The organism is Aquilutibacter rugosus (assembly GCF_036541335.1).
Lineage (GTDB): Bacteria > Pseudomonadota > Gammaproteobacteria > Xanthomonadales > Xanthomonadaceae > Aquilutibacter > Aquilutibacter rugosus.
The window spans coordinates 81,279-107,705 of record NZ_JAZHBO010000002.1 but is presented as its reverse complement, the minus strand read 5'-3'; the positions used below and the strand labels follow the sequence as shown (position 1 = coordinate 107,705).

General features: G+C 59.4%; 20 protein-coding genes. 5 read left to right on the top strand and 15 right to left on the bottom strand.

The annotated features are described in order from the left end of the window. Positions 1–2: 2 nt before the first annotated feature. Positions 3–1,406, bottom strand: a complete 1,404-nt coding sequence (gene gltX / locus V3390_RS05690) for a glutamate--tRNA ligase (RefSeq protein WP_331703727.1) — start codon at positions 1,404–1,406, stop codon at positions 3–5. Positions 1,407–1,488: 82 nt separating this feature from the next. On the opposite strand from gltX, the gene V3390_RS05685 reads away from it, so the two are divergent. Then, complete coding sequence (locus tag V3390_RS05685; RefSeq protein ID WP_331703726.1) at positions 1,489–2,217, top strand: UDP-2,3-diacylglucosamine diphosphatase; 729 nt, start codon at positions 1,489–1,491, stop codon at positions 2,215–2,217. Here V3390_RS05685 and V3390_RS05680 read toward each other — a convergent pair. From V3390_RS05680 to V3390_RS05655, 6 genes are all read right to left on the bottom strand, one after another. Beyond that, positions 2,214–3,011 carry a ferritin-like domain-containing protein gene (locus V3390_RS05680; RefSeq protein ID WP_331703725.1) on the bottom strand — a complete coding sequence of 266 codons (798 nt, stop codon included), beginning with the start codon at positions 3,009–3,011 and terminating at the stop codon, positions 2,214–2,216. The two genes, V3390_RS05685 and V3390_RS05680, sit on opposite strands and share 4 nt — an antisense overlap. After that, positions 3,011–4,483, bottom strand: coding sequence for an amidophosphoribosyltransferase (gene purF / locus V3390_RS05675; protein WP_331703724.1), 1,473 nt, complete (start codon positions 4,481–4,483; stop codon positions 3,011–3,013). The genes V3390_RS05680 and purF overlap by 1 nt, the downstream gene beginning before the upstream one ends. Before the next feature lie 16 nt (positions 4,484–4,499). Then, entirely contained in the window at positions 4,500–5,375 is an 876-nt protein-coding gene (locus V3390_RS05670) for an SPOR domain-containing protein (protein WP_331703723.1), read from the bottom strand. An 89-nt stretch (positions 5,376–5,464) separates the two neighbouring features. Then, complete coding sequence (folC, locus tag V3390_RS05665; protein ID WP_425493043.1) at positions 5,465–6,730, bottom strand: bifunctional tetrahydrofolate synthase/dihydrofolate synthase; 1,266 nt, start codon at positions 6,728–6,730, stop codon at positions 5,465–5,467. Continuing rightward, positions 6,727–8,925, bottom strand: a complete 2,199-nt coding sequence (locus tag V3390_RS05660) for a S46 family peptidase (protein ID WP_331704326.1) — start codon at positions 8,923–8,925, stop codon at positions 6,727–6,729. Before V3390_RS05660 ends, folC begins: the two co-directional genes overlap by 4 nt. A 73-nt stretch (positions 8,926–8,998) precedes the next feature. Then, positions 8,999–11,176 carry a S46 family peptidase gene (locus V3390_RS05655; protein WP_425493018.1) on the bottom strand — a complete coding sequence of 726 codons (2,178 nt, stop codon included), beginning with the start codon at positions 11,174–11,176 and terminating at the stop codon, positions 8,999–9,001. A 90-nt stretch (positions 11,177–11,266) separates the two neighbouring features. Between V3390_RS05655 and tdh the strand changes: the two genes are divergently transcribed. Together tdh and kbl are read left to right on the top strand one after the other, a co-directional pair. After that, complete coding sequence (tdh, locus tag V3390_RS05650; protein WP_331704323.1) at positions 11,267–12,289, top strand: L-threonine 3-dehydrogenase; 1,023 nt, start codon at positions 11,267–11,269, stop codon at positions 12,287–12,289. A 6-nt stretch (positions 12,290–12,295) separates the two neighbouring features. After that, entirely contained in the window at positions 12,296–13,486 is a 1,191-nt protein-coding gene (gene kbl, locus V3390_RS05645) for a glycine C-acetyltransferase (RefSeq protein ID WP_331703721.1), read from the top strand. A gap of 39 nt (positions 13,487–13,525) precedes the next feature. Here kbl and V3390_RS05640 read toward each other — a convergent pair whose 3' ends face one another. The 4 genes from V3390_RS05640 to V3390_RS05625 all read right to left on the bottom strand — a co-directional run bounded on the left by V3390_RS05640 (position 13,526) and on the right by V3390_RS05625 (position 17,487). Beyond that, a complete protein-coding gene (locus tag V3390_RS05640) occupies positions 13,526–14,347 on the bottom strand; it encodes a pseudouridine synthase (protein WP_331703720.1) in 822 nt (273 codons plus the stop codon). Next, positions 14,322–14,828 carry a hypothetical protein gene (locus tag V3390_RS05635; RefSeq protein WP_331690101.1) on the bottom strand — a complete coding sequence of 169 codons (507 nt, stop codon included), beginning with the start codon at positions 14,826–14,828 and terminating at the stop codon, positions 14,322–14,324. The genes V3390_RS05640 and V3390_RS05635 overlap by 26 nt, the downstream gene beginning before the upstream one ends. A gap of 156 nt (positions 14,829–14,984) precedes the next feature. Continuing rightward, positions 14,985–16,076, bottom strand: a complete 1,092-nt coding sequence (locus V3390_RS05630; protein ID WP_331703719.1) for an OmpA family protein — start codon at positions 16,074–16,076, stop codon at positions 14,985–14,987. Positions 16,077–16,386: 310 nt separating this feature from the next. Further along, on the bottom strand, positions 16,387–17,487 hold the full coding sequence (locus V3390_RS05625; protein WP_331690103.1) for an OmpA family protein: 1,101 nt from the start codon (positions 17,485–17,487) through the stop codon (positions 16,387–16,389). A 262-nt stretch (positions 17,488–17,749) separates the two neighbouring features. On the opposite strand from V3390_RS05625, the gene V3390_RS05620 reads away from it, so the two are divergent. Both V3390_RS05620 and V3390_RS05615 read left to right on the top strand, forming a co-directional pair. Then, positions 17,750–19,765: an NADPH-dependent 2,4-dienoyl-CoA reductase gene (locus V3390_RS05620; protein WP_331703718.1), complete on the top strand. Its 2,016-nt coding sequence runs from the start codon at positions 17,750–17,752 to the stop codon at positions 19,763–19,765. A 68-nt stretch (positions 19,766–19,833) separates the two neighbouring features. Beyond that, positions 19,834–20,436 (top strand): glutathione S-transferase family protein, encoded by a 603-nt coding sequence (locus V3390_RS05615; RefSeq protein ID WP_331690105.1) that lies wholly within the window; start codon positions 19,834–19,836, stop codon positions 20,434–20,436. A gap of 56 nt (positions 20,437–20,492) precedes the next feature. Here the strand turns inward: V3390_RS05615 and prpF are convergent, their stop codons facing one another. The 4 genes from prpF to prpB are packed head-to-tail and all read right to left on the bottom strand — an operon-like array spanning position 20,493 to position 26,376. Next, on the bottom strand, positions 20,493–21,683 hold the full coding sequence (prpF, locus tag V3390_RS05610) for a 2-methylaconitate cis-trans isomerase PrpF (RefSeq protein ID WP_331703717.1): 1,191 nt from the start codon (positions 21,681–21,683) through the stop codon (positions 20,493–20,495). Continuing rightward, the gene (gene acnD, locus V3390_RS05605; RefSeq protein ID WP_331703716.1) at positions 21,680–24,298 is read right to left on the bottom strand and encodes a Fe/S-dependent 2-methylisocitrate dehydratase AcnD; all 2,619 of its coding nucleotides are present in this window, start codon (positions 24,296–24,298) and stop codon (positions 21,680–21,682) included. The genes prpF and acnD overlap by 4 nt, the downstream gene beginning before the upstream one ends. Before the next feature lie 18 nt (positions 24,299–24,316). After that, a complete protein-coding gene (gene prpC / locus V3390_RS05600; RefSeq protein WP_331703715.1) occupies positions 24,317–25,486 on the bottom strand; it encodes a bifunctional 2-methylcitrate synthase/citrate synthase in 1,170 nt (389 codons plus the stop codon). Between the two features lie 17 nt (positions 25,487–25,503). Then, on the bottom strand, positions 25,504–26,376 hold the full coding sequence (gene prpB / locus V3390_RS05595; protein WP_331703714.1) for a methylisocitrate lyase: 873 nt from the start codon (positions 26,374–26,376) through the stop codon (positions 25,504–25,506). Between the last annotated feature and the right edge of the window lie 51 nt (positions 26,377–26,427).

Genomic DNA, 26,427 nt, shown 5'->3' with positions numbered 1-26,427 from the left:
GCTTAAGCTACCGGCAGGAACTGCAAGGCGCGGTCAATACGCTGCAGAGCCTGCTCGCGACCGACCAGATACACGGTATGCGACAGGTCGGGACTTTGCGTGCTGCCGGTCATCGCCACCCGCAGCGCAGGACCGTACTTGCCCATGCCCAGACCCAAATCCGTACCGACGGCCTTGACGGCATCGTGGATGGCGGTGGGCGACCATTCGGCCAGCTCGGCAAAGGCTGCACGCAATGCGGTCAGCGGCTCGCGCTTGTCGGCTGTCAGTTGCTTAGCGGCCGCTTCGGGATCGTACTCACCCAGCGGCTGATACCAGACGGCTGCAGCCTCGGCCATTTCCTTGAGCGTCTGCACGCGGTCACGCATAGCCACCACCACATCGGCCGGATCCGGCCCCTGATTCAGGTCGTAACCCTGCTGCTGCAGATGCCAACGCAAATGTACGGCCAGCGCCTGCGGATCATCGTTCTTGAGGTACTGCTGATTGAGCCAGCCCAACTTAGCCGGATCGAGTCGCGAGGCCTTGCCGTTGACGTCTTTCAGATCGAACAAGCGGATCATTTCGTCCGTGGAGAAGACCTCCTGATCACCATGAGACCAGCCCAGACGCACCAGGTAGTTCAGTAGCGCATGAGGCAAATAGCCGGCATCGCGATACTGCATGACATCAGCTGCACCGGTGCGCTTGGATAGCTTGGCGCCCTCCGGATCCAGGATCATTGGCAGATGCGCAAAATGCGGCACCGGCTTGCCTAGCGCGTGATACAGATTGATCTGCCGCGGTGTGTTGTTGATGTGATCGTCGCCACGCACGACATCGGTGATGTCCATGTCGATGTCATCAACCACCACGGCAAAGTTATACGTCGGCCAGCCGTCAGGCCTGAAGATCACCAGATCGTCGAGCTCGCTGTTGGCAAACTCAATCTCGCCTTTGACCTTGTCGTTCCAGCGCACCACGCCATCTTGCGGGTTCCTAAAACGGATGACGCGATTGGGATCCTCGCGGAAGGGCTCGTTGCGATCGCGATAAGCGCCGTTGTAACGTGGCTTTTCGCCCGCTGCCATCGCCGCCTCACGCATGGCATCGAGCTCCTCGCGCGATTCATAGGCGTAGTACGCCAGGCCCGCGTCGAGCAGTTGCTGCGCGGCCTCGCCATAACGCTCCAGACGCTGCGTCTGATAGAACGGACCTTCCTGGTAATCCAGACCCAACCACTCCATGGCTTCGAGAATGGCGTCAATCGCCGCTTGGGCGCTGCGCTCGCGATCCGTGTCCTCAATCCGCAGGATGAACTCGCCGCCGTGGTGCCGGGCTTCGAGCCAGCAATAGAGTGCCGTGCGGGCCCCACCAATATGGAGGTAGCCGGTGGGACTGGGGGCGAAACGGGTGCGGCTTTTCATGCGGCCTTTCAGGCTATATCTACGGAAAGTCCTATTTTAGCCCGATCGTCGGCTCGCGGCCGCCATATCCTACAATGGGCCCATGAGCACGTTAATGATTTCGGACCTGCATTTGGACCCGCAACGGCCGGAAGTGACGGCTGCTTTCCTCCAATTTCTGCACCGCCAGACCCGAGATGCGGACGCACTGTACATCCTCGGCGACCTGTTCGAGGCATGGATTGGCGACGACAATGACGACGACCTGGCCGATCAGGTTGCCTCTGCCCTCGCCGCGCGTCCGATTCCGAAATTCTTTATGCATGGCAATCGCGATTTTCTGCTGGGTGCCGATTACGCCGCGCGCTGCGGCATGCAATTGCTCAACGATCCCTGCGTCATTGATCTCTATGGCGAGCGCGTCCTGCTGATGCACGGGGATTTGCTGTGCACCGACGACGCGGCCTATCAGGCCTTCCGCACACAAGTGCGAGATCCTCAATGGCAACAGGGTTTTCTTGCACAGCCCTTGGCCGCCCGACGTGCCTTTGCTGCGCAGGCGCGCGCCGCGAGCGCCGCGCACCAGAGTGGCTTTGCAAACATGGAATCCATCACCGACGTGACGCCGGCCACCGTCGATGCCTATCTGCATCAATACAGGGTGACTCAACTCATTCACGGCCATACGCATCGGCCGGCAGTGCACACTGAACGCGGGCATCGCCGCATCGTGTTGGGCGACTGGTACGACCAGGGCTCGGTGCTTGAAATACCGGCAGACGGCGAGTGGACCTTGCAAACCTTGCCGATTCGGCACGGCGTCAGCAGCTAAATCAGCGCCTTTAGCGCCGCCAGTTCCTGCTCATCGAAACCGGCTTGGGCGCGTGCCTCGAGATTGAACGGGCCAAACAAGGCACTGCGGGCGTAATCACGCAGTAACTGCTCGAACGTGGAACGCGGCTCGACCCCGCGTTGTTCGCAGGCAAAACGGAACCAGCGGCTGCCGGCCGCAACATGTGCCACTTCCTCGCGAAGAATCACCTCGAGAATGTCGGCGGTTGTATCATCCTGCAGCGAACGGAGCTTGGTGATCATTGCGGGGGTAACGTCGAGTCCACGCGCCTCAAGTACGCGCGGCACCAGAGCCATGCGCACCAGCACATCGTCAGCGGTTTTCATGGCCATTTCCCACAGACCGTTGTGCGCATCAAAATCACCGTACGCATGACCGAACGCGGCCAGCCGTTGTTGCAGCATAGTGAAATGGCGTGCTTCGTCATCGGCGCATCGCACCCAGTCGGCGTAGTACTCCGGCGGCATGTGACGGAACCGATACACAGCATCCCACGCCAGATCGATGGCGTTGAACTCAATATGGGCAATGGAGTGAATGAAGGCAGCGCGGCCTTCGGAAGTACCCAGTCCACGTTTAGGCAGCCCGCGCGGCTCCACCAGTAAGGGGCGCGAAGGACGTCCGGGCATGCCGATCGGATCGATTAGGCCATCGCGATCGGCCAACTCGAGTCGGCCGGCCGCAAAAGCGGCGGCCGTCTCGTGGGACAGACGGATCTTGGACTCCACCGTAGTCGCCGCCAGACACTGTGCAGCGGCTGCGAACAGACTCATTACGCGTTGCGGCGTTCGGTCTTGGCCAAGTCCGAGCGGGCCTTCTTGATGCGATCAAAGTAATCCGCATCAACGCCGGTGACGTATTCACCGGAAAACACCGAGGTATCGAACTGATCGAGGCGCTGTTTGGGACCGGATACGGCTTCGATCAGATCCTGCAGATCCTGATAGATCAGCCAGTCACAGCCCAGATGTTCCTGGACCTCCTGCTCGGTGCGGCCGTGCGCGACGAGCTCTTCGGCCGATGGCATGTCAATACCGTAGATATTCGGGTAACGAACAGGTGGTGCGGCCGAAGCCAAGTACACCTTGCTGGCACCCGCCTCACGCGCCATCTGTACGATCTGCTGCGAGGTAGTACCGCGCACGATGGAGTCATCAACCAGCAATACGTTGCGGTTGCGGAACTCCAGCGGAATCGGGTTGAGTTTACGGCGCACGGAACGTGCCCGCTGACTCTGCCCCGGCATGATGAAGGTGCGGCCAACATACCGGTTCTTGATAAAACCCTCGCGGTACTTCACTCCGAGCACGTTGGCAATTTCCAGTGCCGCATCGCGCGAAGTGTCCGGAATCGGTATCACCACATCAATATCATGCTCGGGACGCTCACGCAGAATCTTTTCGCCGAGTACCTTGCCCATGCGCATGCGCGCCTTGTGCACAGAGATGTTGTCCATCATCGAGTCCGGGCGGGCAAAGTAAACGTATTCGAAGATGCAGGGTGCAAAGGTGCCGGGTTCGGTGCATTGGCGCTCGAACAGTTCGCCCTCGGCGGTGATGGCAATGCCCTCGCCGGGCTGTACATCGCGAATGCGTTCGAAACCGATCAGGTCCAGCGCCACGGATTCGGATGCCATGGCGTATTCAACGCGGCCATCCTCGGCAATTCGCTTGCCCAGTACTAGCGGCCGAATGCCATTGGGGTCGCGGAACCCGACCAGGCCGAAGCCCAGAATGCTGACCAGCACGGCGTAGCCGCCCACGCAGCGATTCATGGCGCCACCAATGGCGTTGAATACGGAATCGGGCGTCAGGGCCTGCTGCTGATCCAGTTCGTGGGCGAATACGTTGAGCAGGACCTCGGAGTCGCTCTCCGTGTTGACGTTGCGACGATCGGTCATGAAGACCTCGCGGCGCAAGGAATCCGTGTTGATCAGGTTGCCGTTATGGGCGAGTGCAATGCCGTAAGGAGAATTCACGTAGAACGGTTGCGCCTCGTCACTGCCCTCGCTGCCGGCAGTGGGATAGCGGCAATGACCGATGCCGATATGGCCTTCGAGCGTGACCATTGCGGCCTCGTTAAAGACATCGCTGACCAGGCCGTTGCCCTTGTGCACGCGAATTTTGCGCTCGCCGGAGGTGGCGATACCCGCCGCATCCTGACCACGGTGCTGGAGGACCGTGAGGCCATCGTACAGACGAGCCGCAACATCGCTGCGGCCAACAATTCCGATAATGCCGCACATGGTTTGCAGCCTCCGCTTAGAGCTTTTGTACTTGCGAGGTGCGCTGGAGTTTCAGCGCGACTTCGGCCTTGAGTGCTTCGGCCTCTTCGCGACTGTCCAGTGCCGCCGAACGGACGATCACGATCGGTTGGCCTTTGTCATTGCGCGACTTGACCAGCACCGTGCGGATGCCTGCAGCAGAAGCGCGCTGGTGCAGCGCTTCGCTACGGGCCGGATAGGGCGACGAGCCCAACACCAGCGCGTAGCGGCTGTTATCAACAGGCTTGGCCGGCTCGGCCTTGGCAGGTTCTGCAGCTGCAGGCTTGACCGGTTCCGATTCGGGTGCGGACTTGGTGACAGGCTTGACCGCAGGTGCTGCCGCGACCGGCGTCGGTTCGGGTTGCGGTTGGGGCTCGACTGCAGCAGGTGCAGGAGCCGGTGCCGGCGCGGCATTCATGGCGATGACTTTGCTGCCTTCGATATTGCTCAGCCCCAGAGCAGTACGGCGTGCGGACTCGGCATCAGCCGCCGTTGCAAACGGACCGATGACAATTTGCTGCAAGGTGCGGCCTTCGACCATGACCGGCTTAAATGTCGCGGCGGACAAACCGGCAGCTTTGAGCGCATCGACGACTTGGCGTGCATCACCGGCCGTTGCATATTTGCCGAAATCGACGATATAGCTACTGGGAGCCGATGCAGCCGGGGTGCTGACCACGGGTGCAGTGTTGCCAAAATCCATCTCGCGGCTGTCGACTTGCGCATCGGGAACTGCGGGCACATCCGTAGGGACGCCTTGCATTTCCTTGCTGCTGTCAGGAGCCGGACCGGTCACCAGCATGGGCAGAAAAATGACGGCCAGCAGAACCAAAACGCCGGCGCCGATCAGGCGTTGCTTGAGTGCGGAATCCATGAATGCAGCAAATCGCAAAAGGGGTCTGCCATTATACCGCTGCCCTATGCCTTGCCCCAAGATCCAAGCCGGTTAAACCCGTCGACGGTTCAGCTGGCCGCTTGCAGAACGGCAGCCACGCTCAGGAACGAGCCAAATACCACGATGCGATCGTCCGTTTTAGACGTCGCGATGGCATGGCGCACGGCACTCAGTACATCCGAATGCCAGCAAACCCCGCTCAAGGCACGATGTCCGGATAGCGCCTGCTGCAGTTGCGGCAACGCTTCACCACGTGGTCCCGGCAATGGCGCCAGCTCCCATTGCGCGATGTCATCGGCGAGGCGGTCCAGCACGCCGGCCCTATCTTTATCGGCTAAACCGGCAAACACGGCCACATTGCGTCCCGGGATCGGATGGGCCCGTAACCAGGCCGACAGCTCGCCCGCGGCTTGGGGGTTGTGGGCCACGTCTACCGTGATGGAATGGCCTTCGAACGCAACGTTCTGCAGGCGGCCTGACACGGTGGCGTTGGCAATGCCCTGCTGCAGCGAGGCACGCTTGGGCGAGTTCGGCAAGGCGCGCATCGCGGCAATGGCCACTGCGGCATTGCGAATCTGCACAGGGGCCTGCAGTTGGGGCATGGGGACGGCAAATTGCGTACCCGGCTCCCGCCAGATCCAGTGATCGGCAGCGGGCTCGACATCGACAAAGAAATCGCAGCGGTAGCGGATGGCAGAAGCACCTAACCGATACGCACGACCCAAGACTGATGACGGCGGATCCTCGTCGCCCAGTACCACCGGCTTCCATGCGCGCATGACGCCGGCTTTTTCAGCACCGATCAATTCGCGATCGGCGCCCAGATAATCCTGATGATCAAGATCCACCGTAGTGATCACGGCGACATCACTGTCAATGAGATTAGTGGCATCTAAACGCCCGCCGAGTCCGACTTCGAGAATGGCGAGAGCAAGCTTGGCATCGGCAAAAAGCAGCAACGCAGCCAAGGTCGCAAATTCGAAGTACGTTAGAGGTGTGGTGCCCCGCGCCGCGTCAATGCGCTCAAAGGCACTGACCAGATCGGCATCGGCGACTTCGGAACCCTGTATCCGTATCCGTTCGTTGAAGCGCAGTAAGTGGGGTGATGTATATGCCCCTACTCGCCATGTCTCGCATTGAGCAATCGACTCCAGGAATGCGACCGTGGAGCCCTTGCCATTGGTACCGGCAACCGTGATGACGTAGCGCGCCGGTCGGGGCGAACCCAACGCGGCATACACCGCGCGGATTCGCTCCAGTCCCATATCAATCGATTTGGGATGAATGGCTTCAATCGTCGTCAGCCATTCGTCCAGCGTCTTTGAAACCATTATTTAGCGGACTTCATGACCGGTACATTCAGTTCCTTCAGCAGCTCCGGTGCCGGCGCCACCTTTTCCATGATCCAACGGATGTAGCGCTGGTCGACCGCAATCATGCGGGTCATGGTCGGGTCGAACACCCAGTTGGAACTCACCGATTCCCAGTTGCCGTCAAATGCCAGACCGACGAGCTTGCCATCGGCATCCAGCACCGGCGACCCGGAGTTGCCGCCGGTGATGTCCAGATCCGACAGGAAATTAACCGGTACGGTGCCCAGACGCGCATCGGCCAGAGTCGAATAGTCCTTGGCTGCGATGGCATCGAGTTGCGCCTTAGGTGCGTCGAACGGCTCCTTGCCGGTGTCCTTAGCAGGGATTTCCTCGAGGCGAGTAAAGGCGTTCTGCTTGCTGCCGTCCTGCTTGGTATAGGCCTTCACATTGCCGAACGTAATCCGCAGTGTGCTGTTGGCATCGGGATAAACGGCCAGACCCTTGGACTTGCGGTAATCGATCAGTGCCTGCATGTAACGCGGGCGATTGACCAGCGATTCACCGCCGCGGGTCTTGGCTTTGGCTTCTTCGGCCAGCGAGAACGGCATCGAAGCGACTGCCAGGCGAATTACCGGATCAGTCGACGTTTCAAACGCCTTGCGATCGGCCTTGAACCACTGCGTGCGGCCTTCGAGCGTATTCAACTCGGTGTCTTTGAGCGAGGCGATGGCCGTGCGGATGGCATTGCTGTCGTTGCCACCCAACCAGGAGTCGACATACGCGACGCGTTGCGCAGCCGGCAGGGCGACATATTGCTGCAGCCAGTATTCCTTGAGCTGCGCATCCATGCCGTAGTCATAGCGACGGTCGAACTGCTTGAGGCCGGCTTCGATGCGCGACAGATCGCGGTCCTGATAGCCCTGCTCACGTTCGGCATTGGGCTTTTCACGTTCAATCGCAAGGCGGTAGAGCTGGCGTGCGATACCCACCGTACCACCACTCAGTTGCGGCACGATAAAGTCGCGATCACGCGTTGCGGTGCGTTCGCCATTGGCGGATTCAATTGCAGCAATCGCAGCCAAGGCCGACTTTGCTTTACCGGCCTTGACCTTGTTCTTGCTCTTGGCCTGCGCCTTCAGCCACGCGATAAGCTTGGCTTCCTCGTCCGCCTTGGTCTTGGCCGCATTGATGCGCTTGAAACCCTCGAGCTGGCCTTCGTAATTCTTCATGACGTTGTTGAGGCTTGCATTGGTCGCGGCGTATTTCACACCGACATCCTTATTGCGCTCGGATTCGGCGTCGATCAGCTTCAATACCTCGTGGTAATGACGAATCGAGGTCGGGTACGCATAAGCCACTGTATCGTTGAACTCACTGGCCAATGCATAGCGCGAGGTGCGGCCCGGATATCCGGCCACCATCACGAAATCACCCTCACCCAGCGGCGTATCGGTGAACTGCAGGATGTGTTTGGGCTGATACGGCACGTTGTCCTTAGCGAACGGTGCCGGCTTGCCGTCTTTACCGACATAAGCACGGTAGAAGGAGAAGTCACCGGTGTGACGCGGCCACATCCAGTTGTCGACATCGCCGCCGTACTTACCGACGCTCGATGGCGGCGCGTACACCAGGCGCACGTCCTGGATTTCCATATTGCGGAACAGACGATACGTGGTACCGCCAAAGAACGAACTCAGACTGCAGCGATAACCGCCATCTTGCTCGCAATCTGCAACCAGCTGCTTTTCGAGCATGTCGACTGCCTTTTCACGTGCTGCTGGCGTGTTGGCACCGGCGATGGCCTTCTGCACACGGGCGGTGACGTCGGTGATCTGATCCAGCACGAACACGCGGCTACCCGGACCGGCGCTGACTTCGTCGCTCAGGGATTTGGCGTAAAAACCGTCCTGAATGTAATTGCGCTCGGCGGTGGAATTGAGCTGGATGGCACCGTAGGCGCAGTGGTGATTGGTAACGACCAGACCCTTGGGCGAGACAAAGCTGGCGGTACAGCCGCCGAGCGATACAACAGCTCCCATCGGGTCACCGGTCAGATCGGACAGTTGCTTGGCATCCAGACGCAAACCGGCCTTCTTTAGAGGACCTGCAATTTCGGGCAGCTGTTGCGGCACCCACATGCCCTCACCGGCGACAGCGGTACCCGCCATGCCGACTAGAGAAAGTCCTAGCGCATAAGCCAGATTCGACAGTTTCATCACTCGCATTGCAGTTCCTTGTAGTAGTCGTGTATTGAAAAGATTTTTGATTGAACGGGCACGGGCGTTCGAGTTATTGCGCCGGCAGATTGAGTTCGCGCAGCAGATGGGGTGCCGGATAGACCTTGGCCATCAGCCAGCGCATGTAGCGCATATCCACATGAATCGCGCGCTTATAACGCGGATCGAAGGCCCAACTGGCGCTGACCGCCTCCCAGTTGCTGTCAAAATTCAGGCCAATCAGCTTGCCGTCGGCATCGAGTACCGGCGAACCGGAATTGCCGCCGGTGGTATCGAGATTGGTCAAAAAGTTGACCGTCTGTGTTTTCAGACTCGGCTCCGCGGTAGTGCCGAAGTCACCCTTGCGAATGGCATCGAGCAGAGGTTGCGGTGCATTGAATGGATCGCTGCCGGTGTGTTTCTCCGCAATGCCGGCCACCGTGGTGAGCGGGCGATAATCCACACCGTCGCGTGGCGACAGCGCCTGAATACGACCGAAGCTCACCCGCAGCGTGGAATTGGCATCGGGATAGACTGCCCGGCCCTGCGATTTGCGGTACGCAATCAGAGCTTGCATGTAGGTCGGACGCAAACGCAGGGATTCGCCGTCGCGGGTGTCGCGCTCGTCATCGAGACGGACCATGGCCGGCACCAGCAAGGCGGCTGCTTTGAGCAAGGTGTCATCTGCCGCGGTCAATGCTCTGGCATCGGCATGAAGCCAGCCGACGCGACGGGATTCATCTTGCAGGGTGCTGCCGGCGTACAGTGCTGCAATGCGATCGGCGGTTTGCGCGGGATCGGTACCGAACACGGCGTCCCATTCGGCCACATGTTGTGCAGCAGGCAAGGCCTGATACTGCCGCACCAGATCGAGCAGCAAGGCCTGCTCCACGGCGGGCGTATATCGGCGCTGCACTTGCTGCAGACGACCAAGGATCAGCTTTTCGTCACGCTCCTGGAAGCCGGATCGGCGCTCGGCATCGGGGCGCTGACGCTCCAGCGCACGGCGCTGCAGTTCCACTGCCGATCGGAATAACTGGGTCTGACCAACGATCGTACTCAACAGCTGATCGCGCTCGCGCAGTGCGCCCGCGGTTGCCAGACCTTGTTGAAGTTCCTGAATTCCGCCCAGCGTTGCAGCCACATCGAGAGCGCCCGTTTTACCGCCGCGCAACCATGCCAACATGGCCTGCTCATCTTGCGCACGCACAGTCGCTGAATTGGAACGTTGCATGCCCTCGAGCTCGCCTTGCGCGCGCTTGAGGTTGTTTTTCAGACTGCGCATCTGCGATGCATACGCAACCGTTGCATCGGCATTCCCCTTTGTCGCCGTTTCAATGGTGCGGATCATGCCATCGAACAGCGCCACACGCGATGGCAGTTGCCAATCCATCTGCTGGGCAAACTCGGCAGCGGTGCGATGGCGATAGGTAATGCCAGGATACCCCGCAAGCATGGCGTAATCGCCCTCTTTCACATTACGCGTAGAGATCTGCAGATGCGATGGCGGCACATACGGCACGTTATCCGGCGAATAATCAGCGGGCTTGCCGTCTTTACCGACATACGCACGCAAAATCGTGAAATCACCGGCATGACGCGGCCACATAAAGTTGTCGGTCTCACCGCCGTAATTGCCGATGTCACTCGGTGGTGCGTAGACCAGTCGCACATCGCGCAATTCCAGTTGGCGCACGCGATAGAACTCGGCACCGTAATACATGCTGACGACCTGGCAGCGATATCCTGCCGTGGCCTCACAGGCGCTCACCAGTGCCTTCGAAGCGCGCTCGACCGCATCGTTGTATGCCTTGCCCTTGAGACCCGCCGTGCCCTTAAGCACTTGCGCTGTGACATTGTCGAAATCGGTGGTGACCAGCACACGGAAATCCGGATTCGCCGGCAGTTCCCCGGAGCGGTCTGCCGCGATGTATCCCTTAGCGATGTAATCGTGCTCCGGCTTGCTGTTGTACTGAATCACGCCAAAGGCCACGTGATGATTGGTCAGCACCAGACCTTGGTCCGAGACAAAGGCGCCGGTACCGCCACCGACTTTGACCACCGCATTCATGGGCGCCGTGGCCAGGTTGGCCATCTGCTTAGGATCGCCGCGGAAACCGCGCTCGCGCATTGACTTCGCAATATCCGGCAATTGCGAAGGCATCCACATGCCCTCATCCGCCCGGGCGACCGTAGCCGTGGTGGACAGGCACAACGTAGACAGGGCAACCGCCAGTAAAGTCAATCGCATGCGGGAATCAGCTCCAAATTCAGTCAGATTGATATAATCGCAGGTTCCCGGGTACGGTTAAATAGGTCGTTCGTTATGGCTCCAACCACTATGAAGGCGCTGGTCAAGCGCGAAGCTACCAAAGGCATCTGGATGGAGGACGTTCCGGTTCCCGCCCCCGGCCCGAATGAAGTCCTGATTAAGCTCGAAAAAACCGCCATTTGCGGCACCGATCTGCACATTTACATGTGGGATGAGTGGAGCCAGCGCACCATTCGCCCCGGTTTGGTGATTGGCCACGAATTCGTCGGCCGCATTGTCGAAATGGGCAGCGCCGTGAGCGGTTATACGGTCGGACAGCGCGTCTCGGCCGAGGGCCACATCGTTTGCGGCCACTGCCGCAACTGTCGCGCCGGCAAACAGCACCTGTGCCCGAATACCGTTGGCATTGGCGTGAGCCGCAACGGTGCCTTCGCCGAATACATGGTGATGCCGGCTAGCAACCTGTGGCCGATTCCCGATCAGATCCCGTCGGAACTGGCCGCGTTCTTTGATCCCTACGGCAATGCGGCGCACTGCGCGCTCGAATTCGACGTCATCGGCGAAGACGTACTGATTACCGGCGCCGGTCCGATCGGTGTGATTGCTGCCGGTATCTGCAAGCACATCGGCGCACGCAACGTGGTGGTGACTGACGTCAACGATTACCGGCTCAAGCTGGCCGCCGACATGGGCGCCACGCGTGTCGTCAACGTCGCCAACACGTCACTCAAGGACGTGATGAGCGAACTGCACATGGAAGGCTTTGACGTCGGTCTGGAAATGAGCGGCAGCCCGCAGGCTTTTAACGACATGCTCGATTGCATGTACCACGGCGGCAAGGTGGCCATGCTCGGCATCATGCCAAAGGGCGCCGGCGTCGATTGGGACAAGATCATCTTTAAGGGTCTGACCTTGCAGGGCATTTACGGTCGTCGCATGTACGAAACCTGGTACAAGATGACGCAACTGGTCCTGTCCGGTTTCCCGCTGGGCAAGGCCATGACCCACCAGCTGCCGATTGACCGCTTCCAGGAGGGTTTCGACCTGATGGAACAAGGCAAGTCCGGCAAGATAGTGCTTTCCTGGAACTAATACGCCATGTCACTGACCGCACGTTACGAACAGACGCTGCAGGAGATCCGCGATGCGGGCCTGTTCAAATCCGAACGCATTATCACCTCACCGCAGTCGGCCGAAATTGAACTGCAGGATGGACGCAAGGTCCTGAATTTCTGCGCCAACAACTATCTGGGTCTGGCAGATCATCCGGACATTATTGCCGTTGCCAAAGACGCACTGGATACCCATGGTTTCGGCATGGCTTCGGTACGTTTTATCTGCGGCACGCAGGATTTGCACAAGGAGCTCGAAGCCAGGATCGCTTCGTTCTTCGGCAAAGAGGACACCATCCTTTATGCCGCCTGCTTTGATGCCAACGGCGGGCTGTTTGAACCGCTGCTCGACGAAAACGACGCCATCATCAGCGATGCGCTGAATCACGCCTCCATCATTGACGGCGTGCGTCTGTGCAAGGCCAAGCGTTATCGCTACGCCAACTGCAACATGGAAGATCTGGAACGCCAGCTGCAGCAGGCCAAGGCCGACGGTGCCCGCACGATTCTGGTCACCACCGACGGCGTGTTTTCCATGGACGGCTTTATTGCTCCGCTCGATGAAATCACCGCACTGGCCGCTAAATACGGCGCCCTGGTCCACATCGACGAATGCCATGCGACCGGCTTCCTCGGCGCGACCGGCCGCGGCTCGGCCGAGGTCATGGGCGTGCTCGATCGCATTGACATCATCACCGGCACGCTGGGCAAAGCCATGGGTGGCGCTCTCGGCGGCTTCACCACCGCCAAGCGCGAAGTGATCGAACTGCTGCGTCAGCGTTCGCGTCCGTACCTGTTCTCCAATTCACTACCGCCGCACGTCGTCGCTGCCGGCACCAAGGCCTTCGACATGCTGTCCCAGGCCGGCCACCTGCGCGATCAACTGCAGGACAATACGCGCCACTTCCGTGATCGCATGACCGCTGCCGGATTTGATATCAAACCGGGCATCCACCCGATCTGCCCGGTCATGCTCTACGATGCACCGCTGGCCCAACGCTTTGCCGAGCGCCTGCTCGAGGAAGGCATCTACGCCATCGGTTTCTTCTTCCCGGTGGTACCAAAGGATCAGGCGCGCATCCGCACGCAGATGTCAGCCGCGCATTCGCGTGAGCAGCTCGATCGCGCCATTGATGCGTTTATCCGCATCGGTAAGGAACTGGGCGTCATTCAGTAATACGCCTACTCCCGCCGCTACTAAAAAACCCCTGAGATTTCAGGGGTTTTTGTTTGGCACCAGCAGATTCTGCTCGGCTACAGTCAGCCTGCGCCACTGGCCTTTGGGCAACTCCCCTAACTGCAGTGCACCGATAGCAACACGCACGAGCCGTTCGACTTCCGCGTCCATCGCTTCGACAATGCGACGGATCTGACGGTTTTTGCCCTCGTCGAGAGTGATCTCCAGCCAAGTGGATCGGGTCCCACGTCGCAACACCCGAGCACGCTTGGCCGTCCATAGATCCTTGTCGCCAGCCACAGTAACGCCTTGCTCCATTTGCCGGCAATGCACCTCGTCCCACAGCGCCGTTACCTTGACGTGGTAGCACTTGTCCAGATGGAACTGCGGCGACGTAACCTGCGCTGCCCATTGCGGATCATTGCTCATCAGGAGCAGACCTTCGCTGGCCTTATCCAGTCGCCCCACCGGCGCCATCCACGGCAGACCACTACCGGCCAGTGCGGTGTAGACCGTGTCGCGGCCTTTTTCATCGTTGGCCGTAGTGACCACCCCACGGGGCTTGTTCAACGCAATCACCAGTCGCTCGGCGGCAGCGGTTATCGCCACACCATCGAGTGTGATTCTAGGAACAGTCCCCGCCGCAATCGGGAATTCCGGATCCGTAATTACACGATCATTGACCGTGACTCGCCCCTCACGGATACGCCTCTCGGCATCGGAGCGCGAGCACACACCCGCCTTGGACAGCACGCGCGCAAGACCGTGCCGCGGTGCCCGTGGCTCCGCAGCAGTTGTTCGTTGAGAAGGCCGTTTGCCGGCCGCGGACGCCGATTTACGGCGTGGCGGGAACCGTTGCACCTTGGCTAGGGCTGACGCTCGGTGTCACTGCGGCCGGTTGCGGCTGCGGCGCACCCTTGGCAATGCGGATGCCCTTGGACTTCATCCAGGCATCAAATTCATCGGCGGTCATTTTCTTGCCGTTCTGGGTCATATTGAAACGCCACGGCGTGTTATCGAATTCAGTTTTGGGCTTGTAGCCGGCGGCATCAATCATGCCCGCATTGATCTTGGGCGCCGATGCAGCGGCCAAGGCCCGACAATTGGTCAGCTTGAGGCGGGTAATCAGATGATCGACGGACAAGGTCTGGTTATAAGCCTGCGTCAAAACACCGGTGGCGCCACCCAGCACATAGCTGGCCGGCGATTCCAGCTCGGGTGCCAGGCTGAGTTCACTGGCTTGCACCTTGGCGATGGCACCGCAGGTGTTTTCCTGCGCGCCGGCAGGCGATGCGACCAACCAGCCTAAAGCCGCTACTGCGGCAACAGCGAACCAACGCATTTGATCACCCTCAACAGGAAACAGACCTTTGTACTTTACCCTACCCCACAGCAATCAACAATGTTCGATGCTGCCAAAACAGAAAGGCCCAACCGAAGTTGGGCCTTTCCATTTCACTGTCGCTCTGATCCGAAGATCAGACGAACCCGGGATGCATTAAGCGCCGGTGTTCAGTTCGGTGCGACGGTTGTTTTCCGACTTACAGGCCGGCAGCGTTTGCGGGGTGTTTTCCAGCGGACGCGATTCGCCGTAACCGTTCGGACCGGCCAGACGCGAAGCGTCGATGCCGTTAGCGGTCAGGTAGTCGTACACGACGCGAGCGCGGCGTTCCGACAGCGATTGGTTGTAGGTGTCGGAACCGCACAAGTCGGTGTGACCGGCAACTTCAACGCGCATTGCAGGGTTACGCTTCAGAACTTCAACAGCGTTGTTCAGGATTTCGATAGCGTCCGGACGCAGGGTGGACTTGTCGAAATCGAAGTTCACGCCCTTGAGGTCGATCGAAACCGGAACGGCACAGCCGTCAGCACCGATAGCTTCACCGGCTTGCGAGCCCGGGCACTTGTCGTTGCAGTTGTTGACGCCGTCACCGTCGTCGTCCAGATCCGAGCAGCTCGGAGCAACCGGAGCTTCGACAACCGGGGCAACCGGCAGCGCGCCCAGCGGGACCACAACGCCGATCGAGGCCAGCAGGTCAGCGAAGCTGTCCTTGTCGTCGATCGAACCGTCGAAGTTCGGGGAAACGCCTTCGTCGTCCATGTCCAGACGGTAAGCGATTTCGGTACGGACCTTAACGCGCTTGCCTTCGGATTGCAGACCGATACCGGCCTTGGCACCCAGGCCACCATCCTTACGGTGGGTCGGGCCATTGTTGTTCAGGGCAGCGATTTCTTCGGAGTGGTATTGGTAACCCAGGCCACCAACCACGTACGGACGCCATGCCTTGTCGTTCATGAAGAACTTACGCAGGTCCAGCGAAATGCCGTACTGGTGCCAGTACAGGTCCGAGTTACGGGTCGTTGCCGGATTTTGGTAGTTGAGTTCGACATCGACAGCGACGGACGGCGAGATTTGCTTGCCCAGACCGATGGCGCCAAACGGGGTATCTTCCGTGTTGCGGTCATTGTCTTGGAAATTCATGCCCACAGAACCGGTGACGTACCAGCGGTTGTCGAAATCTTGGGCACCTGCAACGTTGGCGACTGCGACGCCAGCAAGCAGCGCGGCAGCCAAGAGGCGGATCTTCATGGTTTAACTCCTAATGACAATTATTAGCTGTCGAAAAAATATTTTTATGTAAACGACCGTCACACCGGAAAGGTGAGAAATCCGATAGGACATTCGCAAGGCCAAATATACACAGTTAGCGAACCCTTAACAATCAATTGCGTATTTATTTAGAAACCCGTTCAGATTTAATTGGTAGTCATGATGGCGGTGTGAAGGCGATTTCGGCGCCCCGCCCCCGACAATTAACCTGTATATACGGAAAAAGGGCCCGATCCGAAGATCGAGCCCTTTTCTTTAACCGATCAACTTAAGCTGAACAGAACCTGAATTAGTTCTGAACGTTCAGCTCGGTGCGACGGTTGGTTTCGGACTTACAGGCCGGCAGCGTTTGCGGGGTGTTTTCCAGCGGACGCGATTCGCCGTAACCGGTCGGACCACTCAGACGGGCGGCGTCGATGCCGTTAGCGGTCAGGTAGTCATACACGACGCGTGCGCGGCGTTCCGACAGCGGTTGGTTGTAGCTGTCGCTACCGCACAAGTCGGTGTGACCGGCCACTTCGGCACGCATGGTCGGGTTGCGCTTCAGCACTTCGACCGCTTGGTTCAGAATTTCGATGGCGTCCGGACGCAGGGTGTCCTTATCGAAATCGAAGTTCACGCCGCGCAGGTCGATCGAGACCGGCACCGGGCAACCGTCAGCACCGATGGCTTGGCCGGCGGCCGAACCCGGGCACTTGTCGTTGCAGTTGTTGACGCCGTCACCGTCGTCATCCAGATCCGAGCAGCTCGGAGCCGCAACGACCGGAGCTTCCGGAACCGGAGCGGCCGGCAGGGCGCCCAGCGGCACTACAACGCCGATGGAGGCCAACAGGTCACCAAAGCTGTCCTTGTCGTCGGCCGAACCGTCAAAGTTCGGAGAGACGCCCTCGTCATCCATATCAACGCGGTAAGCGAGTTCGGTACGGACGCGGACGCGATCGCTGGCGCGCGATTCCAGACCGATACCGGCCTTAGCAGCCAGGTTGCCGCCCTTGCGATGGGTCGGACCGTTGTTGTCCAGAGCGGCCACTTCTTCGGAGTGGTACTGGTAGCCCAGGCCACCAACCACATACGGGCGCCAGTTCTTGTCATTCATGAAGAACTTGCGGGCATCAACCGAGATACCGTACTGGTGCCAGTACAGGTCCGAATTACGGGTGGTCGCCGGATTCTGGTAGTTGAGTTCAACGTCGACAGCAACCGACGGGGTGATTTGCTTACCCAGACCGATAGCGCCGAACGGGGTGTCTTCGGTGTTGCGGTCGTTGTCCTGGAAGTTGTAGCCAGCCGTACCGGTGACATACCAACGGTTGTCAAAGTCTTGTGCAGCGGCGGCGCCGGCAATCATAGTGCCGCCCAGCAGGGCTGCCGCGAGAATCGTCTTTTTCATCTGTTGCTCTCCATTCTTGATGCTTGTAAACGTTCTTGAATATTGGTTTTCAATCGAAAACGCGCTGCGTGCTCGATGAATGTCAGACTAAGGGTTCGTAAATGAAGTCTGAGTTAACACGCCGGTAACACGGAACTCGGGTTACAGCCGCGGTTCATGAAACAGTTCAGTACGGTTCAGACAAAAACCGAACAGATGCATGACATGCCTTCGTCATGTGAGAATTCAAGTTGACTCGTACAACCCGATGGAACGTCCGTACATGCACTACCCTCACCTGTTCGAACCGTTAGATCTCGGCTTCTGCACACTACCCAATCGCGTACTGATGGGTTCAATGCATACCGGTCTCGAAGATCATGCGCGCGACTTCCCCAAGTTGGCGCGGTATTTTGCAGAACGTGCCGAAGGCGGTGTCGGGCTGATGGTAACCGGTGGCTTTGCACCGAACATGGTGGGCTGGCTAACACCATTCGGTGGCACGCTCAGTCACGCATGGGAGGTCAACAAGCATCGCGTTGTGACCAATGAGGTGCATGCGAGCGGTGGCCGCATCTGTCTGCAGATCCTTCATGCCGGTCGGTACGGCTTCCATCCGTTGCAGGTCGCGCCTTCGAAAATCCGCGCGCCGATCAATCCGTTTACGCCCCGTGCGCTCAGTGCCCGCGGTGTGGAGCGCCAGATCCGTGCTTTTGTCCGTAGCGCCAAGTTAGCGCGCGATGCCGGTTATGACGGCGTCGAGATCATGGGCTCCGAGGGTTACTTCATTAATCAGTTCACGGCGCCGCGCACCAATCACCGTCAGGATGCGTTTGGCGGCGATGCCGCGCGACGTGCGCGTCTGGCTACGGACATTGTGCGACGCGTGCGTGAGGCGTGCGGACCTGATTTCATCATCATCTACCGGCAATCAATGCTCGACCTGGTCCCTGATGGCAACACCTGGGACGAGGTGGTGGCGCAAGCACTAGCGGTGCAGGAGGCCGGCGCCACTTTGCTCAACACCGGTATCGGCTGGCATGAAGCGCGCGTGCCGACCATTGCGACTTCGGTTCCGCGTGCGGCGTTCTCTTCGATCACTGCACGACTGCGTCCGCATATGCGCATTCCGGTGATCGCCAGCAACCGCATCAACATGCCGGAAATTGCCGAGCAGCTGTTGAGTAACGGCAGCGCCGATCTCGTCTCGATGGCCCGACCGTTCCTCGCTGATCCGCAGTGGATCAACAAGGCAAAGAGCGGCCGTCGCGATGCGATTAATACGTGCATTGCGTGTAATCAGGCGTGCCTTGATCACGTCTTCCAGAAACGCATGGCGACCTGTCTGGTCAATCCGCGCGCGTGCAATGAAACGACGCTGACCGTGCAGTCAGCGCCGCAATCGCGTCGTATGGCAGTGATCGGTGGCGGTCCTGCCGGCATGTCGGCTGCAGTGACCTTGGCTGAGCGCGGTCATTCGGTGATCCTGTTTGAATCGTCCGACGAGTTGGGCGGCCAGTTTAATCTGGCCCGCCGCATTCCCGGCAAGGAAGAATTCAACGAAACGCTGCGTTACTTCCGTCATCGTCTGGATGAGCTCGGCGTTGATGTGCGTCTTGGCCAACGCGCCGGTATCGCGGACTTAAAGGATTTTGATCACGTCATTGTCGCAACCGGCGTCCTGCCGCGGGATATTAAGCTGGAAGGTATCGATCACCCCAAAGTCGTGAACTATCAGCAGCTGTTACGTGGCGAAGTGAAGGTGGGCGCTCGTGCCGCCATCATCGGTGCCGGCGGTATCGGCTTTGACGTGGCGGAGTTTCTGGTAAGCGATGAAGTCTCCCCGTCGCTGGATCCGACCTTGTGGGCCGCCGAATGGGGCGTAGACATGCGCTACGAGGACGACCGTGGCGGTTTGACCGAACCACGCGTCAGCCCTAGCCCTCGTCGCGTCTGGTTACTGCAACGTACCGACGGCAAACCGGGCGCCAAACTCGGCAAGACCACCGGCTGGATCCATCGCGCCACGCTCAAGCACAAGCAGGTCAAAATGCTAGGCGGTGTCGAGTATCTGCGAATTGATGATAAGGGCCTGCACGTCAAAATCGATGAGCAACCTGCCCTGCTCGAAGTCGATCATGTCGTGATCTGTGCCGGTCAGGTCTCGCAACGTGAACTGCTGGCCGAACTTGAAAGTGCGGGCGTTGCTCACACCGTCATTGGCGGCGCCGATGTCGCCGCTGAGCTCGATGCCAAACGTGCCATTGATCAGGGCGTCCGCGTTGCTGCGGCACTCTGAGCTTGAGATACCGGAAGCTGACCGTATCTGTAAACTCAACTGCTCTTTCGACTTAACTGGAGACCTGCATGAAGCTATACACCAAACCCGGCGCTTGCTCGACGGCCGATCACATTGCCCTGGCATGGTCGGGACTGCCGTACGAGTTCGAAATCGTGAAAGACTCGAAATCTCCGGAATATCTGGCTATTAATCCGGCCGGTGCCGTTCCGGCGCTGCAGGATGGCGATTGGGTGCTGACGCAGAATGCCGCCATCATGCACTACATCGGTGATCTGGCACCGCAAGCGGGTCTGTTCGGTGACGGTTCGCCCAAGCAAACCGCCGAAGCCAATCGCTGGCTCTCCTTTATCAACGCCGATGTGCATCCGGCGTTCAAGCCGCTGTTCGGTTCCGTCAGTTATCTCGATGAAGCCACACAGAAGCAGGTAAAAGACAATGCGCTGGAAACGCTGCGCGGCTATTTCGTCCGTATGGACGAGCAGCTGAAAACCAATGACTATCTGGCCGGATTCCGCTCTGCTGCCGATGCCTATGCCTTTATCGTGGCGCGCTGGGCCAAGGGTGTCGGCGTAGATCTGTCGGGTCTCGATGCCTTGAAGGCCTACATGGGCCGCATGCGCGACGATGCCGGCGTGCAAGCTGCATTCAAGGCCGAAGGCCTGGGCTAAGTTCGCGATCCTGCAATAAAAAAGCCGCGGGTGTTCCGCGGCTTTTTTGTTTCCGATCAGCGCGGATCGGGGACGCGGACCAGGCCTTCCATCAGGACGCGTGCGGAACGACTCATGATGGCCTTGCGCACGACCCAGTGGCCGTCTTCGTTGGTCACTTGCGCGCCAACACGCAGCAAACCGGACGGATGGGCAAAGGTCACCGCATCGCCCACCTGGCCGCCGGCAGCGGCGTTCACCACGGTACCCGGCACACCGGCTGCCGTGGCAATGGCCACCGATGCGGTACCCATCATGGCGTGATGCATCTTGCCCATGGACATGGCACGCACCTGCAGATCCATTGCATCCGCCGCTACGGACTTACCGGCCGAGGACACAAAGTCCATCGGTGGCGCGACCATTGCCACTTTCGGCGAATGCTGACGTGATGCCATCTCCGCCACCTCACGAATGATGCCCATGCGCAAAGCGCCGGCGGTACGAATCGCTTCGAAACGCTGCAAGGCCGCAGAATCGGAATTGATATCGCCCTGCAATTCATTGCCGCGATATCCGATATCGGCCGCATTGACGAAGATGGTCGGAATACCCGCGGTGATCATGGTGGCTCGCAAAGTACCGATGCCGGGCACTACGAGATCGTCGACGACATTGCCCGTCGGGAACATCGAGGCGGCGCCATTATCACCCCCGTCATCCGAGGGGTCGACAAATTCAAGCACGATTTCTGCAGCAGGAAAGGTCACGCCATCGAGTTCGAAATCACCGGTTTCCTGCACCACACCGTTGCGGATCGGCACATGCACAATGATGGTCTTGCCGATATTCTTCTGCCAGACCTTGACGGCGACGGTGCCGTTTTCGGGGATCCGATCGACGGGAATAAACCCGTTACTGATGGCGAACGGGCCCACGGCGGTGCTAAGGTTGCCGCAGTTGCCGGTCCAGTCCACAAAGGCCCGCTCAATCGCGACTTGACCATAGAGATAGTCGACATCGTGATCGGGTTGCGTTGCCGGTCCGATGATTACGCACTTGCTGGTGCTGGAGGTAGCGCCACCCATGCCATCGGTATGCTTGCCATAAGGATCGGGCGAGCCGATCACGCGCATCAGCAGGGCGTCGCGTTGCGGCCCCGGTGTCTGCGCCCACTCGGGCAGATCCTGCAGACGAAAGAACACGCCCTTGGACGTGCCGCCGCGCATATAAGTGGCGGGTATACGCAATTGCGGATCGTGACTCATGCAGCCGAACCTGTCTGCGAATCCAGGAAGTCCTGCGCAAAGCGTTGCAGTACGCCACCGGCTTCGAAGATATGCACGTCCTCAGCGGTATCCAGGCGGCACTTCACGGGAACGGTGAGTTCATCGCCATTGCGACGGTGAATACGCAGCGTCAGTTCGGCACCCGGGGCGCGGGTGCCTTCGACATCGAACGTCTCGGTGCCGTCAATGCTCAGGGTATTGCGGTTGGAGCCCGGCAGGAACTCAAGCGGCAGGACGCCCATGCCGATCAGATTGGTACGGTGGATGCGTTCAAAGCCCTCGGCTACGATCGCCTCTACACCCGCCAAACGCACGCCCTTGGCGGCCCAGTCTCGCGAACTGCCCTGGCCGTAGTCGGCACCGGCAATGATGATCAGCGGTTGGACACGTTCCATGTAGGTTTCGATGGCTTCCCACATGCGCACGACCTGGCCCTCGGGTTCGAGTCTGGCCAGCGAGCCCTGTTTCACTTCACCGTCAACGACAGCCATCTCGTTGATCAGCTTGGGATTGGCAAACGTTGCACGCTGCGCCGTCAGGTGATCGCCGCGGTGCGTCGCGTAGCTGTTGAAGTCTTCTTCGGGTACGCCCATCCTGGTCAGATACTCACCCGCAGCACTGCTGGCGAGAATCGCATTGGATGGTGAAAGGTGATCGGTGGTGATGTTGTCACCGAGCACAGCCAGCGGACGCATACCATGCAAGCTGCGTTCACCTGCCAAGGCACCCTCCCAGTACGGTGGGCGGCGAATGTAGGTGGACATCGGACGCCAATCGTATAGAGGGCTGACGCGTTCGCCCTGTTCCACCTGCAGTTTGAACATCGGCTCGTAGACCTGGCGGAACTGTTCCGGTTTAACCGATGCTTTTACGGCCGCATCGATTTCCGCATCGGTGGGCCAGATGTCCTTGAGGCGCACGGCGTTGCCCTGCAGATCCATGCCGAGGACATCTTTTTCGATGTCGAAGCGAATCGTGCCGGCAATGGCATAGGCAATCACCAACGGCGGCGAGGCAAGAAATGCCTGTTTGGCATACGGGTGAATGCGGCCGTCAAAATTGCGGTTACCCGACAGCACCGCCGTGGCGTACAGATCGCGCTCGATGATCTCACGCTGAATTTCAGGATCCAATGCACCGCTCATGCCGTTACAGGTAGTGCAGGCAAAGCCGACCACACCAAAGCCGAGGGCTTCGAGATCGTCCATCAGACCGGCTTCGGTCAGATACAAGGGCACAGTGCGCGAACCCGGTGCCAGTGAAGTTTTAACCCATGGCTTTCGCGTGAGCCCGCGAGCACGCGCATTGCGGGCCAGCAAACCGGCGGCGATGACGTTGCGCGGGTTGGAGGTATTGGTACACGACGTGATGGCGGCAATGATCACTGCGCCATCGGGCAGCAGGCCCTGTGCTTCCTGCTCGTGCGCAAGCGTCAGATCGTTCGCAATTCCACGCGCCGCAAGGTCCGAAGTCGGCAAGCGACGATGCGGATTCGAAGGACCTGCCATGTTACGCGTGACCGACGACAGATCGAACTGCAGGCGGCGTTCGTAATCGGCGGTGCGCAGCGCATCGGCCCACAGACCGGCCTGTTTGGCATAGGTTTCGACCAGTTGGACTTGCGAATCCTCGCGGCCGGTCAGACGCAGGTAATCAATGGTCTGCTGATCGATGTAGAACAGCGCAGCCGTGGCGCCGTATTCCGGTGTCATGTTGGAAATCGTGGCCCGATCGCCCACGGTCAGATGCGCCGCACCCTCACCGTGGAATTCGAGATAGGCGCCGACCACGCGCTCGTTGCGCAGGAATTCGGTTAGTGCCAGCACGATGTCCGTGGCCGTGATTCCGGGCTGCGGTTTGCCCGTCAGCTCGACACCGATGATATCCGGCAGTCGCATCCATGAAGCGCGACCCAGCATGACACTCTCGGCCTCGAGCCCGCCGACGCCTACGGCGATCACACCCAGTGCATCGACGTGCGGCGTATGGCTATCGGTGCCCACACAGGTATCGGGGAAGGCCACGCCATCCTGCACAGCCACCACCGGGCTCATTTTTTCCAGATTGATCTGGTGCATGATGCCGTTGCCGGGCGGGATCACATCGACATTGCGGAACGCACGCTTGGTCCAGTCAATGAAGTGGAAGCGGTCGGCGTTGCGACGATCCTCGATGGCGCGATTGCGCTCAAAGGCCTGCGGATCAAAGCCGCCGCATTCGACTGCCAGCGAATGGTCCACGATCAGTTGCGTGGGCACCACCGGATTGATCTGGGCCGGGTCGCCACCGCGCTCGGCGATGGCATCACGAAGACCGGCCAGATCGACCAGTGCAGTCTGCCCCAGGATGTCATGGCAAACCACGCGCACCGGGAACCACGGAAAGTCCAGATCGCGGCGCCGTTCTATCAGCTGCGTCAGATAGGCATTCAACTGCTCGGGGTCGGCACGACGCACCAGATTTTCCGCATGAATCCGTGCGGTATACGGCAGGCGATCGTACGCGCCGGGCTGAATGGCATCAACGGCGGCTCGCGCATCAATCCATTGCAGACTGGTGCCGGCGAGCGGCTTAAGAAACGGCGAGACTTTCATGGAACTCCGGAACTGAGATTAGCGCTTGGCAATGGGGACGTACTTGCGATCCTCGGGGCCGACGTAGTTCGCCGACGGACGAATGATCTTGCCGTCCTCGCGCTGTTCAATGACGTGTGCTGACCAACCGGTGGTACGCGCAATGACAAACAGCGGCGTGAACATGGCCGTCGGAACGCCCATCATGTGATACGCCGATGCGGAGTACCAGTCGAGATTCGGGAACATCTTCTTGGTGTCCATCATCAGATTCTCAATGCGCTCGGACACGTCGAACAGCGTCCTGTTGCCGCCGTCCTTGGTGAGCTTGCGCGACAGTTCCTTGATGATGGGATTGCGCGGATCGCCTATGGTGTAAACCGGATGACCGAAGCCGATGATGATTTCCTTGCGCTCCATGCGGGCGCGGATATCGGCTTCTGCTTCATCGGCGCTGCTATAGCGGGCAATGATGTCCATCGCGACTTCGTTGGCGCCACCATGCTTAGGACCACGCAGCGCACCGATCGCACCGGTGATACACGAATACATGTCGGATCCGGTACCGGCAATCACGCGCGCGGTAAAGGTAGACGCGTTGAACTCATGCTCGGCGTACAGAATCAGCGACTTGTCGAGCGCTTCGGCATGCAGCTTGGACGGCTCTTCGCCATGCAGCAGATGCAGAAAGTGTGCAGCCACGCTGTCGTCATCAGTTTCGCAGTCGATGCGCTTGCCGTTGCGGGTGAAGTGCCACCAGTAGAGCAGCATTGAACCGAACGAAGCGATCAGGCGATCGGCAATGTCACGGGCCTCGGCAACCGGGTGCGTTTCGCGCTCCGGCAGCACCGTACCCAATACCGAACAGCCGGTGCGCATGACATCCATCGGGTGCGCATTGGCAGGAATCAGTTCGAGCGCTTCCTGCACGATGACAGGCAAACCGCGCAAGCGCTTGAGTTTGGTCTTATAGGCCTTGAGCTGCGAAGCAGTCGGCAGTGCGCCATGGACCAGCAGGTGGGCCACTTCCTCGAAGGTGGACTGCGTCGCGAGATCGTGGATGTCGTAACCGCGGTAGTGCAGATCATTGCCGGAACGGCCAACAGTACACAGGGCGGTGTTACCGGCAGGCGTGCCGCTTAGGGCAACGGACTTTTTGACGCGCGGAGCGGCTGGCTCCTGGGCGACGGCTTGCTTTTTAGTGGCCATATGAACTCCCTAATGAATTATTTACCGAACAAGGTATCAAGCTTTTGTTCGTATGCGTGATAGCCCAGGAAATCGTACAGTTCCTCGCGCGTCTGCAAGGTATCAATGATGTTCTTTTGCGTGCCGTCGCGACGCACGGTTTCGTAGAAATGCAGTGCGGCCTTGTTCATGGCGCGATAGGCGCCACAGCAGTACAGCGCGATATCCACATTGGCCGATGCCAACTCCTGCGTCGTAAAGAACGGCGTCGAACCGAACTCCGTCAGGTTGGCCAGAATCGGCACCTTGACGGCTTCGCGGAAACGGCGGTAATCCTCGAGCGTTTTCATCGCCTCAGGGAAGATCATGTCGGCGCCTGCCTCGACATAGGCCACGGCACGCTCAATGGCGGCATCAATGCCTTCGACCGCGGCGGCATCGGTACGGGCCATGATTACAAAGCCTGCATCGGTTCGCCCGTCAACGGCGGCTTTAACGCGATCTGTCATTTCCTGCGTGGAGACCACCTCTTTGTTGGGACGATGGCCGCAACGCTTCTGGCCGACCTGGTCTTCCATGTGGACTGCAGCTACACCGACGCGCTCAAAATTGCGAATGGTGCGCGAGATGTTGAACGCCCCACCCCAACCGGTATCGATATCGACCAGCAAGGGCATTTGCGTGGCATCGACGATGCGGCGCGCATCCGTCAGTACATCTTCCATGGTGGAGATCCCCAGATCCGGCATACCCAGCGAGTTGGCAGCGACACCGCCACCCGACAGATACAGCGCTCGATAACCGGTGCGCTTGGCCATCAGACCGGCGTAGGCCGTGATGGCACCCATGACTTGCAGCGGATGTTCCTCGGCGACGGCCTGGCGGAACTGTTGACCCAAAGAAACGTTCATCTCGTCTTTCCGTATTCCAAAGCGAGCAAGGCAGCCGAGGCTGCCTTGCGG